The organism is Streptomyces chilikensis (genome assembly GCF_001642695.1).
GTDB classification, from domain to species: domain Bacteria; phylum Actinomycetota; class Actinomycetes; order Streptomycetales; family Streptomycetaceae; genus Streptomyces; species Streptomyces chilikensis.
Genome location: NZ_LWCC02000168.1, coordinates 19,170 through 33,227, shown reverse-complemented (window position 1 = coordinate 33,227; position 14,058 = coordinate 19,170). Strand labels below are relative to the sequence as shown.

14 protein-coding genes are annotated in these 14,058 nt (G+C 67.1%); 7 read left to right on the top strand and 7 right to left on the bottom strand.

The window, feature by feature from the left end:
* Positions 1-71 precede the first annotated feature (71 nt).
* Positions 72-1,160, bottom strand: coding sequence for a hypothetical protein (locus A2U95_RS30455; RefSeq protein ID WP_240958445.1), 1,089 nt, complete (start codon positions 1,158-1,160; stop codon positions 72-74).
* A gap of 194 nt (positions 1,161-1,354) precedes the next feature.
* Here A2U95_RS30455 and A2U95_RS30450 point away from each other — a divergent pair, with 194 nt between their 5' ends.
* Both A2U95_RS30450 and A2U95_RS30445 read left to right on the top strand, forming a co-directional pair.
* On the top strand, positions 1,355-2,452 hold the full coding sequence (locus A2U95_RS30450) for an integrase core domain-containing protein (protein WP_166029008.1): 1,098 nt from the start codon (positions 1,355-1,357) through the stop codon (positions 2,450-2,452).
* A gap of 179 nt (positions 2,453-2,631) precedes the next feature.
* Positions 2,632-3,159 (top strand): hypothetical protein, encoded by a 528-nt coding sequence (locus tag A2U95_RS30445; RefSeq protein ID WP_166029007.1) that lies wholly within the window; start codon positions 2,632-2,634, stop codon positions 3,157-3,159.
* Positions 3,160-3,236: 77 nt separating this feature from the next.
* Here the strand turns inward: A2U95_RS30445 and A2U95_RS30440 are convergent, their stop codons facing one another.
* The 3 genes from A2U95_RS30440 to A2U95_RS30430 all read right to left on the bottom strand — a co-directional run bounded on the left by A2U95_RS30440 (position 3,237) and on the right by A2U95_RS30430 (position 6,690).
* Positions 3,237-3,710: a ComF family protein gene (locus A2U95_RS30440; RefSeq protein WP_240958441.1), complete on the bottom strand. Its 474-nt coding sequence runs from the start codon at positions 3,708-3,710 to the stop codon at positions 3,237-3,239.
* Between the two features lie 266 nt (positions 3,711-3,976).
* Positions 3,977-4,942, bottom strand: coding sequence for a DNA-processing protein DprA (locus A2U95_RS30435; RefSeq protein ID WP_166029005.1), 966 nt, complete (start codon positions 4,940-4,942; stop codon positions 3,977-3,979).
* A 122-nt stretch (positions 4,943-5,064) separates the two neighbouring features.
* On the bottom strand, positions 5,065-6,690 hold the full coding sequence (locus A2U95_RS30430) for a hypothetical protein (RefSeq protein WP_166029003.1): 1,626 nt from the start codon (positions 6,688-6,690) through the stop codon (positions 5,065-5,067).
* 572 nt (positions 6,691-7,262) lie between these two features.
* Here A2U95_RS30430 and A2U95_RS30425 point away from each other — a divergent pair.
* The 3 genes from A2U95_RS30425 (at position 7,263) to A2U95_RS30415 (ending at position 9,044) form a co-directional block, all read left to right on the top strand.
* The gene (locus A2U95_RS30425) at positions 7,263-7,691 is read left to right on the top strand and encodes an IS3 family transposase (protein ID WP_166029001.1); all 429 of its coding nucleotides are present in this window, start codon (positions 7,263-7,265) and stop codon (positions 7,689-7,691) included.
* Between the two features lie 128 nt (positions 7,692-7,819).
* Positions 7,820-8,251, top strand: a complete 432-nt coding sequence (locus tag A2U95_RS30420) for a hypothetical protein (protein WP_166028999.1) — start codon at positions 7,820-7,822, stop codon at positions 8,249-8,251.
* Between the two features lie 130 nt (positions 8,252-8,381).
* Positions 8,382-9,044: an HNH endonuclease family protein gene (locus tag A2U95_RS30415; RefSeq protein WP_240958439.1), complete on the top strand. Its 663-nt coding sequence runs from the start codon at positions 8,382-8,384 to the stop codon at positions 9,042-9,044.
* A gap of 318 nt (positions 9,045-9,362) precedes the next feature.
* Here the strand turns inward: A2U95_RS30415 and A2U95_RS30410 are convergent, their stop codons facing one another.
* The gene (locus A2U95_RS30410; RefSeq protein ID WP_166028995.1) at positions 9,363-9,518 is read right to left on the bottom strand and encodes a hypothetical protein; all 156 of its coding nucleotides are present in this window, start codon (positions 9,516-9,518) and stop codon (positions 9,363-9,365) included.
* Positions 9,519-10,067: 549 nt separating this feature from the next.
* Between A2U95_RS30410 and A2U95_RS33210 the strand changes: the two genes are divergently transcribed.
* Entirely contained in the window at positions 10,068-10,631 is a 564-nt protein-coding gene (locus tag A2U95_RS33210) for a hypothetical protein (RefSeq protein WP_240958430.1), read from the top strand.
* Between the two features lie 277 nt (positions 10,632-10,908).
* On the opposite strand, the gene A2U95_RS30400 is transcribed toward A2U95_RS33210, so the two are convergent.
* A complete protein-coding gene (locus A2U95_RS30400) occupies positions 10,909-11,592 on the bottom strand; it encodes a DUF5995 family protein (protein WP_166028993.1) in 684 nt (227 codons plus the stop codon).
* A gap of 1,459 nt (positions 11,593-13,051) precedes the next feature.
* Between A2U95_RS30400 and A2U95_RS30395 the strand changes: the two genes are divergently transcribed.
* Positions 13,052-13,222 carry a hypothetical protein gene (locus A2U95_RS30395; protein WP_166028991.1) on the top strand — a complete coding sequence of 57 codons (171 nt, stop codon included), beginning with the start codon at positions 13,052-13,054 and terminating at the stop codon, positions 13,220-13,222.
* A gap of 65 nt (positions 13,223-13,287) precedes the next feature.
* Here A2U95_RS30395 and A2U95_RS30390 read toward each other — a convergent pair.
* On the bottom strand, positions 13,288-14,058 hold a 771-nt coding region (locus A2U95_RS30390; RefSeq protein WP_166028989.1), incomplete at its 5' end, for a TRM11 family SAM-dependent methyltransferase.

The window sequence follows — 14,058 nt, the reverse complement described above, 5'->3', positions numbered from 1 at the left end:
GCCGGACTCCACCTCGCAGCACTCATCCTCTGGCTCCGTGAGCCCGGACAAGATCATTTGTCAGACAGGTCCTAGCCGCGCAGAGCGACGGGTGCGTAGCGCAGTTGGAAGGTATGGGTGTGATCACCGTCCACCCAGTAGATCGTCATCGTCGACAGTACGGTGCGCTTGATCCATCGAGCCCGGTCATGCACGGAATCCTCCTGTTCCAGGATCCAGGACTCCACCTGTTCGGGCATGGTGAAGGTCATTGCGTATGCCTGCGAGCCGTCTGCTGGACGAACGGCCCAGATCGGATGAGGAGCAGGCACCGTCAGCAGCCTGCCCACGTTCACGGTGTGAGTGGGGTGCCGCCTCGCGTAGGCGATGAAGGAGCTGAGGTTCTCCGAGGCCAGGCCGAGGACGAAGGGGGCGGAGGGGAAGGCGAGAACGAGGTCCGGCACCCGTGAGCTGACCAGGTGCCCAGCGATGTGGTCGAGCGGTCGAGCAATCTCCTCGGGGAGTTGCGTGTCGGCGTTCGGGTAACGGAAGAGGCCGTCGTCAGCGTCCCCGAACAGTGCCAGTTGCCGCCGCAGGTGGCTGCGGATCGTGTACAGCCGCGGAGGCTTCCCATTCGGGAGCGCTTTGATCGCTTCGAAGAGGCGTCTCGTCTGCGTCCGTACCAGGTCTCGCAGCGGGGCGAAGTCGGGCATGGACAGGTCAATCAGAGACATCTGATGGGCGAGTGCAAATTCCTGGGCGTCGCGGCTGAAGCCGGCGGTGGAGAAGATGGCATAGCTGTAGTGGTAGCGCTGCCTGGGACGCCCGGACGACCCCTTGTTCAACGATGTGACCATGTTCTCGTTGACGTCGCGGAGCACACCCAGGCCGTTACGAACCGTCGGCAGACCGACCTTGGTGCCGGTGAACTTGGCCTCGACGAAGAGCCTCACTGGCAGCGAGAACGGGGGGACATAGGAGAACTGGCCGAGCGCGTCGGCCTGGTGCCGCGCGCCCCTGCCACGAACAGTCAGACCGTGTTGCCGCTGCTGCAGCACGCGGTGCGCCGGGTGCTTCTCCTGTTCGTCCCGCTCGCTGAGCAGCCGATAACCGCTCGACCGCAACAGCCACGCGATGACCTCTTCCAGCAAATAGCCACGCAGTACACTCTCGACGACCATGGCGAGACTGTAGGCGTATTACCCAGAGGGTGGGTGACTTTGAGCTCGTAACACAATCTTGTTGAATGCTGCCCTTGCCGAAAATCCCATCCGCCCAGGTGGGAGGGCGATGGCTCGTCTCCGTAGAGCTTCGCGGTCGATGCTGACGGCAGGGCCGTTGTGATGAAGCTGAGCAGGGCGGCAACGTAACCCTTGTGCTGCTGCGACTGGCCTACCTCGGCATGAGCAATGCGCTGGCGCTGCTCCGCCTGCTACCGATGAGCGAGCGGGACAAGGACATCGAGATCCTGACCCTGCGGCATCAGATCACGGTGTTGGAGCGGCAACTGAGCGGGGCCAGGCCCCAGTTTGAAGCTACCGACCGGGTGTTCCTGGCGGCGTTGCTGCACCGGCTCCCGATGGACGGGCTGCGCCGGCTGCGGCTCCTGGTGCGCCCCGAGACGGTCCTGCGATGGCATCGCGAGTTGGTCGCCCGACAGCACGCGGCACGTTCCCGGCCCAAGCGTCCCGGCCGGCCGCGGACCGGGCACTCCATACGCGTCCTCGTACTCCGTCTCGCACGGGAGAACAGCACCTGGGGATACCGGCGCATCCACGGCGAACTGCTCACCCTGGGCATCGAGGTGGCAGCCTCCACCGTGTGGGAGATCCTGAAGCAGGCTGGGGTCGAGCCGGCACCCGAACGTAGCCCCAGTACGTGGGGCGGCTTCCTGCGCTCTCAGGCCGATGTCCTGCTGGCCTGTGACTTCTTCGAAACAGTCACCCTGTCTGGGGCTCGACTGTACGTGTTCGCGGTGATCGAGCACGCGAACCGTCGGGTCCGTGTCCTGGGAGCCACCGCGCACCCCACCGCGCGCTGGATGGCGCAAGTCGCCAAGAATCTGGTCATGGACCTCGAGGACGCAGCCTGCCGGGCTCGCTTCATGATCCGGGACCGGGACGGCAAGTTCCCCGCGTTGTTCGACGCCATCCTGAAGGACGCTGGAATCGAGGTCCTCCTCAGCGGCGTTCGGATGCCGAGGATGAACTCGATCATGGAACGCTGGGTGCAGACCTGCCGCCGCGAACTGCTGGACCGCACCATCATCTGGAACCAGCAGCACCTCCTCCGCGCCCTGCGCGAGTTCGAGGATTTCTACAACTTGCACCGCCCCCACCAAGGCGTCGCCAACGCACGACCACTCCAGCCGCTACCGACCCCGATCAGCGATCCAAAACAGATCACCCACCTCAACATCCGACGGCGCGACCGCTTCGGCGGCATCCTCCACGAATACCGACATGCCGCCTGACCTCCGCGGATGAGGTTTTCGGCAGGCACAACGTCTTGTACTGCGGGGACGCGCAGTACCGATCGACTCTGACCTGCGACCGCACTCATGACGACGTTCCTTGCAAGGATCGCGACCGGGTCGGTGTGTCCGCTCTGGTGGCGGAGACCGCTGTCGGCCTGGACGCCAGGAATGCGGGCGTGAGCACCTTCCACGACGCCGTTCCCGTCGAAGACATCGCCAGTCCCGACGGCGTGGACGCACCGATCGTGCCCCTCGCGCGCGGGCTGGCCGGGGACCTCGAGCGCTTCCTGCGTCAGCCGCAGCGGGGCTCGCGCCGGGTGGCAAAGGAACTTCTCCGGCTTGTCCAGCGGATCAGGAACGGCCAGTTCGCCGGTGCGGCGGTCATGGAACGCGCCGCCCCGGTAACCGGCGCCCTTTTCGAGAATGTCCCCAACGACTACGGGCATTTCTCCGTGCCGTACCTCGCGCACATGCTCTGCGGTCTGCGGGCGGAGGTCCCTGGCTATGTGCGCGACGTCCTTGAAGGCCGGACTCCTCCGGCATGGGTCACTGACGACGTCGGCGGGACCGTCGTGATTCCTGAGGCGGATGCCCCGGCCACGGCGTCACCGGCCCGGGCTGGTGACGGTGGCGCCGGGCCACTCTCGGATTTCCTTGAGGCGCCTCAGCCGCCGCATGTTCATCGTCCTGGGCAAGGCGCGTGAGTTCGACACGAGACGTCCGGCAATGACCGAGCGGCCGGAGCCGGCCGACAGGCCCGGTCCCGGAGTCCGGGGCGGCGTCATCCGCTCCAGGGGACTCGGGCGAGAACGAGCCCCCTGACGTCGGCGGCTCCGGTCGCCCGGAGCCGGCGCGCGACGTGCTGGAGCTGCGAGCCGCTGGTGAAGACGTCGTCGACGAGCAGGATGGTGGCCCCTTTGATGTCGCTGATGTCTCCGGTCCACGTCAGGGCGGCGGCATGCGCGGTCGCGGCCGCGCGCTTCTCATCCAGAGTCCGGTTCGCGGACCGAGGCGTCTCGGCATCCTTCACCAGCCGGTGCGCGCCCGGCGGGCTGAGCGGGAAGGCCCGGTTCACGTCCTCTGTGTAGGCGGCGTCCATGATCGCCTCGATGTGCTGGATGGGCTGTCGGCCGACGTGGGACGGGTTGCCGACGACGTAGTCGACGCCGTTCATCGCCTCGGGGTGGCTCTCCATCCAGCCGACGAGGAGCCGGCCGAAGATCAGCGCCCAGCCGGCCCTCCCCTCGTACTTCAACGTGTGAATTTTGTCGCGCAGAGCTCCGGAGTACATGGCCACCGCGTCGACACGCGAGAACCCCCGCTCGGCCTCCGGGAGCGCACACACCCGATTACTGCACTGCCTGCCGGGCGCGACGGCCTGGGAGCAGACGGAGCAGTGAGGTTCGGCGACCGGCTGAAGGGTGCGGCCTGCGCAGTCAGAGCACAGGCGGGCGGTGCCGGTGATGCGGTACGCGCACACCGGGCAATTGGGAAAGCCTGCCGGATTGGGGAGACCCGCCGTCACAGGCCGGCCAGGGCGAGCTGCTGGCGCTGCTGTCCTGCGGCCTGGATGTCCGCGGCCTGGCCGAGGCGGTCGGTGATGTCGCTGGAGGCGGTGACCAGGATCGCCCGGCCCTCGTCCAGCATCTTCTTCGCCCAGGGCTGGGTGTCGGCGAGGGAACGGATCAGGAAGACGAGCTTACCGTGCTCCGCAGCCAAGCGGGCCTGCATCTTCGCACCTGACGTGCTCGAGGCCTCGATGACGGCGCTGCCCAGCGTGGTGCCGGACGTGACGACGTTACGGCGGGGGAAGGTGTACTTCGCCGGAGGGCTCGTGGGCCAGAACTGGCTCAGCAACGCTCCCCCAGCGCTGAGGATCGCCTTCGCGAGCGGACGGTTCTCGGCCGGGTAGATCGAGGCGGCGATGCCGGTGCCCATGACGGCGAAGGTCCGGCCGCCTGCGGTGAGCGTTGCCTGGTGGGCGGCTGCGTCGATGCCCTTGGCGAGACCGCTGGCGATCACGACGTCGTGGTCGACGAGCTCGCGTGCCATCCGGGCCGCCCGGCGCAGCCCTGCCTCGGATGCCTGGCGGGTGCCGACGATAGCGATGGAGCGGGCGTCGCGCTGATCGAGCTCGCCGCGGTAGAAGAGGAACGGCGGCAAGTTGCCGATCACGCGCAGGTTCGCCGGGTAGTCCTTGTCCAGGACGGTGACCAGGCGCGCGCCAATCTTGTTGGCGGCGGCGAGCTCGTCGTCGACGCGGGCTCGGGCATCGTCCAGGCCGGCGGCCAGGGCTTGCAGCAGCAGGGGGCGATTCTTGGTCGCGGCACGCGAGTCCTCGTGCAGCTGTCCGTCCATGAGCGCGGCCAGGCCCTCGGGGCTCTGGGCACCGCGGGCGAGCAGGCTCCAGTCGAGGGTGGCATCGCCGGCGCGCAGCGCGCACAGGGTCAGCAGATCGTGCTGGTCAGCGGTGATATCGAGGTCCATCAGGGTGTCCTTCTACTCGTGGCCCCGGGATGTTCGAAGGATGAAGCGAGGTTCTCGGGCCACTTCCATCATGGCGTACGGAGCCCCCGTACGGACAGGAAGGGGGCCGTCGAGCCGGTTCCTCAGCCCTGCCGCCGCTGTTCCATTCGGGCGAGGGCTTCGGCGAGCTGGGTGGCCCCGCCGGGCGCCGCGACCGGTTCCCAGATGATCCCCACGGCCAGACAGATGCCGCTGACCAGGCGCTCGGCCTCGCTGGTGTCGTACCACTGCTCGACCTGCCCTGGCAGGGCGATCCACCACAAGGCGGTGGTCGTCGTCCTCCCGGTCGGCACGAGGTACTCGCCGCGCCAGACGAGGGGGTACGCCTGCTGCTGGAGGTGAGTGAGCATGTCCGCGAGGTGCCGCTGCCGGGCGATCTTGTAAGCAGTCATGGGAGAGCGGGTGCCGGCAGGAACCGGGCGGGGTGCCGGATGAGCCATCCGGGCAGGGGCTGCCTCAGGGGCCCGGGGTTCGACGGCGCCCTCCTTAGCGGCGGCAAAGTGCTCCATAGCCGCCGTCAGAACCACCGTCGGCCCTTCCTCGGCTCCTCCGGGGCCTGTGGTCGTCTGGAAATGCGCCAGGGTGATGTCGTTGGTGGTGAAGGGATCGATCGTGACGCCGGGGCGCAGCTGGTAGACGGTGTGGCGCGAGGGGTACTTTCCGATGGTCAGTGCGATGACCCGTGCTGCTCCGGCCTCGCTGAGGAGGGTGCGGGCCCACTCCAGGGACTTGCCCTCGGTGGTGAAGTCATCGAAGATGATCACCGTCTTGCCGGCGATCTTCTTCTTGTAGGCCGGGTTGACTCGTACGGTGCGGGCCTGGGCGGCGATGGAGATGTCCCGGCCCGTCGACTGGCCGACGCTCCTCTTGTACCGCTCCAGGCTGGTGTCCGGGGCCTGGACGACGCGTTCGAGAAGGTCCTCCTTGTAGGAAGAACCGGTCATGACCTTGGCGCGGTCCAGGAAGCCGGCGAGTTGCGGGTTGCCCTTGGCCGGTGTGCTGCTGGGGTAGACGCAGAAGAAGGTCTGCCCCGGCAGCGCACCGTCGAGGTAGGCCGCACACAGAAGGTGCAGCATCAGGACATCACGCGCGTCCTCGTCACCGACCTTGACGGTGTTCTCGTAGGTGAAGATGTCCTTGATCGTGAAGGTCCCGCCGCCGCCGCGAGGGAACCGCGCGTTGAAGGGCAGCATCGAGCGGATCGCGAAGGCGCGGTCCTCGTCATCGAGACGGAACGCCCAGCGGGGCTCGTGCAGCAGGAAGTACTTCAGGAGTTCGATGACGTCGGACGGCTCGTCGGACATCAGCGAGGTGATCTTCGCTCCCAGGCGGCTGGCCCAGCGGGCGTGGATGTGGACGACGCCGGCGTGGATGCCTGTGTACCAGTCGAACTGCGAGGTCCCAATGAGGATGAGCTGGTTCATGCTGAGACCGAGTCTGTCCGCGACCGCCTCCAGCCAGGCCTTGTTTCCGCGCTTCGCCTTGTCCGGGATGTCGTCGCGGCACAGATGCAGGGCCGGTTCGGGAAGGCCGGCGGCGGCAAGGGCCGACTTAGCGTCCATCGGGTCGTTGGTCAGCAGCACCCAAGCCACATCGCGTTGATCGAGCCACCGCAGCAGTTCAGCGATCCCCTCGTGCGCGCGCCCGGGCCCGTGCAGGACTGCCTTGTAGTCGATCGCGACCGCGCGCACCGTCTTCTTCTCGTCCATCGCCGCCCCCATTGCTGTGCCCTGATCATGAACTGACCCTCTTCCCATAATCTCAGCTGTTCTGACGGCGCATCTGCAGATTTCGGATTCCCCGGCTTCGGATCCGGCGGCAGTCGGCTGGCACAACGCCCATGGTCGTGCGTCTCCGTCAGAGAGCTGATAGCCGCTTTTACCCGGGACGATGACGACGGGTCTGAGAGCGTGTTGGTGAAGCGCTCACCAGCTCGATGAGCTGGGGCTTTTCTTGGCCTCGCGGTGTGGGAGCGGGTGGCTGAGGGCAGTCCCATGGGCGGTTGATGTCCGTCATGAAGGTGCGGGTTGGCGTCGGCGATCGCGTTGATGGAGCGTCGGGAAGCGCGTGCCCGGGAGGAGCTCGACGTTCTCCTTGAGGCCGTGCGGGAAGCGCAGGAGCTGAGCTTGCTCCGCTTTGACGGACACGGTGGTTGTGTCGGTCAGGCCGCAAGAGCGGTCTCGTAGTCGGCAGGGCTGCTGCGCAAGCAGACCGCCGAACAGGCCAAGACCATCGAGGTACTGCGAAAAGCGGCGGTCTTCTTCGCGAAGGAGAGCGATCGATGACCGACGTCTACCGGTTCATCGAGGCGGAGAAGACCACCTTCAACGTCGCTCTCCTGTGCCGTCTACTGAGCGTTTCACGCTCCTCCTTCTACGCCTGGGCCAAGGACGAGGAAGCCCGCCGACGCCGCCAGGAGGCCGACGACGCCCTGGCCCACGAGATCACCGTGCTGCACGTCGCCTCCAGGCACACCTACGGAGTCCCGCGCATCCACGCCGAACTGGCCCGTCTCGGACGCCGCGTGAACCGCAAGCGGGTGGAACGCGTCATGCGTGAGCGCGGCATCACCGGCGTCACGCGCCGAAAACGCCGATCGCTAACCCGGCTCGCGAAGCGAGCAGTGCCCGCTCCGGACCTGGTCGGCCGGGACTTCACCGCACCGGTTCCCGGGGGGAAGCTGGTGCTCGTCCTGCACACGGAACGGTGAGGTCTTTCTGAGCCCATGGGTCTCCGAGCTGCGGTTGCCTCAGTCGAGTGAACCCACACAGCTTCCCGGTGGCCAGTGCAGGAGAAGGCCGTTAGCCCTACATGCGACAGAGAACGACCACAGGCACTATGACGCTTGTCCTGCTGAGCCTGCTACTGATGAGTGCCCCGTCCGCAGTCGCGGAGACCAAGCCGTACGTGCACCAGAGGATCCAGAAGTGTGTGCCTCTTCCCGGTGGCGGATGCCGGGTGAGCATCGTCGCCAAGACGTGGCATCGGAAGGGCTCTGCGAAGCGAGGGGTGGGCTGGGTCTACGCCAGTCTGGGTCGTCCGGCAAGGAGCAAGACCTACTCGGCGCGGTGGCTGTACAAGACGCCGGGCGGCTCCTGGAAGGTCGGCGGGGGCTGGAAGAGGACGAGGCACCGTGGAGGGAACGCCGGTGCCTTCGTCGAGACGTGGTGGGGATCCGATGGCCACACCGGACCGAGGTTCTCTCGGAAGACCCGCCTCTGCACCGAGTTCAGGGAGGTCACCACCAAGGCGTGCGTGACGCTGACGTAGGAGCCTCCACCCCCCGGCGAATGAACCTTGCGGACCGGCCGGGTGACAGATGGAGCGCGCCCCACCACCCGGCCCCAACACCCCGGCTATGAAGGGCGTCTGCGCTGTCTTCGTTCTGGGAGGAACCCCCGTGTCGTTGCGTGCCCTGTGCACCGTCCTCGCTCTGTCCGCCGCCACAGCCTTGGGCGCGTCCGGCACCGCTCAGGCCGCCCCCGGTGACACGGTGGTCCTGCATGTCCGGGAGGCGCTGGCCGCGCTCCCTGCCGAGGCGGAGAACCGGGAGGGCTACAACCGGGACCTGTTCAGGCACTGGGTCGACGCCGACCGGGACGGTTGCAGCACACGAGCAGAGATCTTGATTTCCGAGGCAACCGCCCCGCCGACCGTGGGTGCGAACTGCGCCATCTCCGGTGGCGAGTGGTTCAGCCCTTATGACGACCGCACGGTCACCAGTGCCCGGGACCTGGACATCGACCACTTCGTCCCGCTGGCTGAGAGTTGGGACTCTGGTGCCTCCGCCTGGAGCGCCAGCGAGCGGGAGGCGTTCGCCAATGACCTGGGGGACCCCCGGAGCTTGATCGCGGTCACGGCGTCGTCGAACAGAAGCAAAAGCGACCAGGACCCCGCCGAGTGGCTGCCGCCGGCTACCGCCTACCGCTGCGTCTATGCGTCGGCCTGGGTGATCGTAAAGACGAGGTGGGGTCTGTCGGTTGACCCAGCCGAGAAGGAGGCCCTGGAGGGCATTCTGGCGGGCTGCCCTGACGAGGAAATCGAAGTCGTCCTCGCCCGGTAGTCCCACGGTGTCCCGGCCAGCAGGCGCCTGCTGGCCGAAACACGCTCGATGGAGATGGCTCCGCAGGTCGCACCCGCGGCATAACAATGCCCGGAGTGCCTGCCGTGGGAGCCAAGACCGTACGGCCGGGAACCCTTTCGTGCAGTAATCCCGAGGTAGTGAGCCGCGTCGCGTGCAAAAGTTACGCAGGGCAGTAACTGAGCGGCTGGGACGCCGAGTGAGCTTGCTCCGCTTTGACGGACACAGCCGTCGTGTCCCCAGGCCGTGAGGTCGGTTCCGTAGTCGGCGGGCTGGGGCACGAGGCGGCTGCGCCGCGCGTCAAGACGAGCAAGCCTCGCGGGAGTAGGGGCGCGAGATGCTGAGCACATAGTCGCCAGGTTCGCCGGGCATGTCGCCGAACAGCGCGGCGTCGTTAAGTTGGTCGTACTCCTGGTGCTCGTCCTCATCGACCGGAGTGGAGTGAAGGTTCGTCACAGTCGGGCTCCTCTTCAGTGGTTGTCTGCCGAACTCTTGCCTACAGGCTTCATGGCGCGGGTTACTTGAGGGCGCGCCGAAAAGGTCTTGCCATGAAGTCGGACGCCAACGACGATCACCTCATGACGACCAGAAAGGGCCATGCCATCTAGGCACCCCGCTCCGCTCTCCACCGCTCGCGCGCCGCCGGCCGCCGCTCACCGCAGCGACCGATGCCGTGATTGCCCACCAAGGAGAGCCCGCCCGTGCAGAAGACCGCCCTCGTCCCCTACGCCCGCCTCTCCCGGGCGCACCACCACCGCCACGTCCTGACCAGTACCGTCGACGCCTTCGGCGGCCGCCCACTGGCTGCTTGTCGAACGCGCTCCGCAGCCCGGCGGCGTTGTCCTGCCGTTCGACGCGCTGGTCGTCTCCGTCCATCCGGGCGGCGACGTCGAACTCACCGGGCTGAGCGCCGTGCGAGCCCGCTGGCCGCGTCTGGACCGTCTGCCGGACGGTGGGTTCGTCGTCGCCGCGTCGCGCGCCCGCCGGTACGAGGACGCGGACCAGGTGCAGGTTTTCGACGCGCTCGGGCGCGAGACCTCGTCCTTTTCCGTCGGGGACGCCATCGAGCACCTGCTCGTGGACGAGGCCGGCCATATTTGGGTCGGGCACTTCGACGAGAACCCGGTCGGGATCCGCCGCTGGAGCGCCACGGGCCGGCTCGACTGGTCTTCGGACGGCTCCCGCATCCCGGGTCTCTTCGACTGCTACGCCCTGAACGTGTCGGGCACCACCGCCTGGGCGTGCCCCTACACGGACTTCCCGCTCGTCGAGATACGCCCCGACCGCACCGACCGGCCCGTGAGGGTGTGGTCGAACCGCGTACGGGGCGCCAATGCGGTGGCTGTCCACGGCGAGCGGGTCACCTTTTACAGCGGCTATGGCCAGGAGCGGGACCGGCTCGCCCACGGAGAGCTCACCGCAACATCTGTCGAGCCGACGGGCGTCGGCCTGCTCACCCTGCCTGACGGTTCTGCTCCCCGCCGCCGGCGGGTCGTCAGCCGAGGAAGAAGGATCTACGTTCAGGCTGAGCCGTTCACCGCGTGGGGCGTGTTCGACCTCAGCGTCTGATCTTTAGACCATGCAGAACAATTCGGACCGCCCCCGACCATCGCCAGCAGTCCTGCAAGGAGGTTGCCGCGGCACCTGGCTGCGGGGGTCAGACGGTCTTCGGCTGGTCGTCAGAGCATCGGCTCCGCCGAGCAGGCGGCGCTGGAAGGCAATCTCGCTGGCTGCCCCAAACCGAGATTGATGTCGCCTGGCCCCGTTGAGTAGCGCAGCGGCGAACCCGTGGGGGATGGTGGTGTCGGCGGTCTCCTGGGAGCCGCAGACCGCCGAGTCGTCGTGCTCATGGTCGGGTGCCACGGGTCAGCAGCACGCCAGCTCGTGCTGTCGCGAGGGCGAGGATGGTCAACGTGAGGCGGAGGTGAGTGGGGGCGCTCCGCTGGCACCAGAGGAGCCGACTCGTGGACCAGGCGATGTTCCTCAGTCCTGCGATCGACCAGCGGGCCATCACCTGCTTGATGGCCTCCTTAGGGCCGGGATGTGCGGGGGCCCTTGACACAGCGGAGCGAATGTCTGGCTCCAGTTGATAGAGCACCTGGTTGATTCGGAGGAAGTCAGCGCGGATCGATGCGGAAGCAAGGTTGGCTCCGTGCTTCTGGCACGTGGTGACCAGAGCTAGTGGTAGGTCATGGTTGATGTGGGTGATCATTCCGGCCATGGCGAACCGGATGGCAGGGATTGTGGCGTCGTGTCGGGCATCGAAGAGAGGTGCCCAGGATGGGTGGACTGGGCGTCCCTCCTGGTCGGCTTCGACCGCTTTCAGGTACAGATCGGCGAAGTTGGTCCCGAGTGTTTCCATGAAGTGCGGGTCATGGAAGTGGCCACTGGCCAGACTGTTCGCGAATGCTGTTGTTACCTGCAGGTACATTCTGTTGAAGCAGGCGACTCCGTCGTCTGGGTCCAGCATCGTGGCGATGCGTCGCATCTGTGCGATTGCCGTGCTGAGGTTCTGCAGTCCTTGCGGCATGGGTGGCCTCGCCAGTCAGTTCGAGTGATCTGAACTGGTGCGCTCTGGCCCCAGGAGACGGGAGCCTTGAAGTGGTGAGGAAGACCCGTGTTCCACTCTGCGGCTACGCCTACCGTTGCTGGCGCTCCGCAAGGGATAGAGATCGGGGATGTGCGAGTTGCCGTCCTCGGCTGTCCGACTTGCCCAGTTGCGGGTTCCCTCAGTGCGGTCCGGTGCTTCCACCCCTGGGTCAGGTCGGATGCAGCTCACACAGCGGGCTTGTTCCGCACTTCGGACGGTGTTTGGGGTGGGCGGTGCTCAGAGTGATGCGAGAGATGGCCGAGACGAACAGGTGAAGCAGTACAGCTCCACGCAGCCAGCCCAAGCCGCTCACCCTCTGGATGCAGAGGCTGACCGTGGAGAGCCGGCTTCGATCTTTCGGGGAGCCCATCAGCGCTGTCGAGATCGCGGTGAGGCCGGGATTCGCAGGGGCCGACGGTTCACTTCCGGTCGGAAGCGACGGCATCCGTCGGCCCCGCCCCCATCGACACCGCTTGAAAGCGGCTGCCGAGGACACGGTGGAGTTTACGGTGGAGTCTCCCGCGGCTCCGGTATCTGGGCCGGGATGGAGAGTGGTTGGTCTTGATTCCTCGGGGTCGTGCTGTGCATACGGAGGCGGAAGTCGCGCAGGCCATGGGTCTGCCCCTGCATACCTGGCGGCGGCGAGTGCGTGCCGGCTTTGAGGAGCAGGTCCGACGCGTCAACGACGGGGAGGGCCGGGTGCGGCTCTACGACTCCGAGCAAGTCCATGCCTACGTTCAAGGCGCCAGCATTCCACCAGCAGTAACCGGCGAGGAGCACCCCGAGGACCTCCTTACGGACAAGGAGGCCGGCGCACTGCTAGGGGTCGATGCCTCGACCGTACGGGCCTATGCCGTGACCGGGTACCTGCCTCGAGGTGTCGAGGTTCACGGGCGCCGTTGGACTCGGCGGTCGATTGTTGAGCGCCTGGAGCAGGGCGACCAGCGGGAGTTCCCTGAGCAGACCGGTGCGGGCAGACCCAAGTCCAGCCCCGTGCGGCCGAACAGAGGGCGAGCCGGGCGTGACGCCTTTGCGCCGCCCGACCCGCGGGTGGTCGAGACAGTTTCGATGATCAGTCATGCGGCACGTGAGGGTCGGCGGTTGCCCACAGCCGCGCTCGTCGCGGAGCGGTTCGGGGTGAGCCGCACCACCGGGGCGCGGATTCTTGCTGCTGCCCGGAGCTGGGTTCGCGAGACTGACTGAACTTGGCGGCCGGCTGGCCTGCTGGCAGGCAGCGGACGGGAAGGTGCGCCGCGCGGCTTCTGGACACGAAATGTTGTCGCGTTGGCGCGTCATGCCTGATTTGTCGCGAGTCGCTGTAACGTTGTTTTTGTTCGGGAGCCGGGGAACGGCACTCCGCCCTGGACGCCCCCATCACACCCACTCGAAGGGCAACGGCATGACCGAGAACTGTGAGCACGGTGACGACCTGCTCAGGACTAATGACTACCTGACCGGCGCCGATGACGCGCCCGTCATCCCCAGCATCGCGGGCTTCCCGCGGCAGCGGCTGAGTGATGTCCCGGCTGATGTCCAGGTGGTGCGGCAGCGCGGCACCGAGAGCGAGTAGGTCGGACGCGAAGGGCCGGGCGGCAGTTGATTCTGTCGCCCGGCCGATCTCGTGCAGCCACTCCCCTACGGCCTGCGCTGCCCAGTCGCGGCCAACTCAGGTTCGGTGCCGGTGGGTACGGCCGCGGAGTGGTTGGGCCTGGTGAAGACGAGGACGTCTTCGTGCTGGACGACGCACATGGGGATGCCGGCGCGGCGGGCGTCGCGGGCGTTCTTCAGCTGGAAGAAGGAGGGCCGGGTGATCAGCTCGCCGTTGCGGACTCCGGCGAGGAGGGCGACGCAGCGTTCCGTGGGGATGAGGCCGGCGGCCTTGCCCGCGGCGAGGACGGCGGAGGGGAGGTCAACGAGTTCGCCCTGTTCGCGCCAGGGGCGGGTGGTGACGACGACGGTGCCGCCGGGGCGGACGATGCGGCGGCACTCGTCGAGGATCTTGGTGAAGGCGTTGAGGAGTTGGTCGGTCTTGGCGTGGGCGAGGTTGAAGGGGTCGTGGCTGTAGCGGTCGTCCATGCGCAGGACGCCGGGTTCGCCGGTTTCGCTGGTGGCGCGGACCTGGCCGTGGACGGTGCGGCCGTAGGGCGGTGAGGTGAGGACGAGGTCGACCTTGCCGTGGTGGTCGGGGTGGATGAGGCGGGTGAGGTGACGGGCGTCGCCTCGGGTGACTTGGCCGGTGGTGGCGGTGTCGGGGCCGAGGTGTTCGGTGATGTGGCGGACGTTGGCGCGGGCGAGGGCGGCCCAACGGGGTTCGTACTCGTTGCCGATGGCGTGGCGGCCGAGGCGGATGGCTTCGACGAGGGTGGTGCCGATGCCGCACATGGGGTCGAGGACGAGGTCGCCGGG